The sequence below is a fragment of the Buttiauxella gaviniae ATCC 51604 genome, assembly GCF_001654835.1.
In the GTDB taxonomy this organism is placed as follows: Bacteria; Pseudomonadota; Gammaproteobacteria; order Enterobacterales; family Enterobacteriaceae; genus Buttiauxella; species Buttiauxella gaviniae.
The window spans coordinates 1-1765 of record NZ_LXEP01000074.1 but is presented as its reverse complement, the minus strand read 5'-3'; the positions used below and the strand labels follow the sequence as shown (position 1 = coordinate 1765).

Below are 1765 nucleotides of genomic sequence, written 5' to 3'. Positions count from 1 at the left end.
GTATCTTTTAGGTAAGGAGGTGATCCAACCGCAGGTTCCCCTACGGTTACCTTGTTACGACTTCACCCCAGTCATGAATCACAAAGTGGTAAGCGCCCTCCCGAAGGTTAAGCTACCTACTTCTTTTGCAACCCACTCCCATGGTGTGACGGGCGGTGTGTACAAGGCCCGGGAACGTATTCACCGTAGCATTCTGATCTACGATTACTAGCGATTCCGACTTCACGGAGTCGAGTTGCAGACTCCGATCCGGACTACGACGCACTTTATGAGGTCCGCTTGCTCTCGCGAGGTCGCTTCTCTTTGTATGCGCCATTGTAGCACGTGTGTAGCCCTACTCGTAAGGGCCATGATGACTTGACGTCATCCCCACCTTCCTCCAGTTTATCACTGGCAGTCTCCTTTGAGTTCCCGGCCGAACCGCTGGCAACAAAGGATAAGGGTTGCGCTCGTTGCGGGACTTAACCCAACATTTCACAACACGAGCTGACGACAGCCATGCAGCACCTGTCTCACAGTTCCCGAAGGCACTAAGGCATCTCTGCCGAATTCTGTGGATGTCAAGAGTAGGTAAGGTTCTTCGCGTTGCATCGAATTAAACCACATGCTCCACCGCTTGTGCGGGCCCCCGTCAATTCATTTGAGTTTTAACCTTGCGGCCGTACTCCCCAGGCGGTCGACTTAACGCGTTAGCTCCGGAAGCCACTCCTCAAGGGAACAACCTCCAAGTCGACATCGTTTACGGCGTGGACTACCAGGGTATCTAATCCTGTTTGCTCCCCACGCTTTCGCACCTGAGCGTCAGTCTTTGTCCAGGGGGCCGCCTTCGCCACCGGTATTCCTCCAGATCTCTACGCATTTCACCGCTACACCTGGAATTCTACCCCCCTCTACAAGACTCTAGCTTGCCAGTTTCGAATGCAGTTCCCAGGTTGAGCCCGGGGATTTCACATCCGACTTGACAAACCGCCTGCGTGCGCTTTACGCCCAGTAATTCCGATTAACGCTTGCACCCTCCGTATTACCGCGGCTGCTGGCACGGAGTTAGCCGGTGCTTCTTCTGCGAGTAACGTCAATCACTGCGGTTATTAACCACAATGCCTTCCTCCTCGCTGAAAGTACTTTACAACCCGAAGGCCTTCTTCATACACGCGGCATGGCTGCATCAGGCTTGCGCCCATTGTGCAATATTCCCCACTGCTGCCTCCCGTAGGAGTCTGGACCGTGTCTCAGTTCCAGTGTGGCTGGTCATCCTCTCAGACCAGCTAGGGATCGTCGCCTAGGTGAGCCATTACCTCACCTACTAGCTAATCCCATCTGGGCACATCTGATGGCAAGAGGCCCGAAGGTCCCCCTCTTTGGTCCGAAGACGTTATGCGGTATTAGCTACCGTTTCCAGTAGTTATCCCCCTCCATCAGGCAGTTTCCCAGACATTACTCACCCGTCCGCCGCTCGTCACCCAGGAGCAAGCTCCCTGTGCTACCGCTCGACTTGCATGTGTTAGGCCTGCCGCCAGCGTTCAATCTGAGCCATGATCAAACTCTTCAATTAAAAGCTTGATTTGCTTCAACTCGTGAAGCGGTGCTCAAAAATTAACTTTCGTAATAATTCAACTAAATGAATTACTGCTTGGTCACTCTTCAAGACTTGATATTTTTTTGATACCCGGAGGTATCTGAGATATCAATCCTGCGAGTGCCCACACAGATTGTCTGATAAATTGTTAAAGAGCAGTGAGTTAGGCGCTTTCGCTTGCTAACTCGA

1 rRNA gene is annotated in these 1765 nt (G+C 52.4%); it reads right to left on the bottom strand.

The window, feature by feature from the left end:
* Positions 1–12: 12 nt before the first annotated feature.
* Positions 13–1552, bottom strand: a 16S ribosomal RNA gene (locus tag M977_RS23695).
* Between the last annotated feature and the right edge of the window lie 213 nt (positions 1553–1765).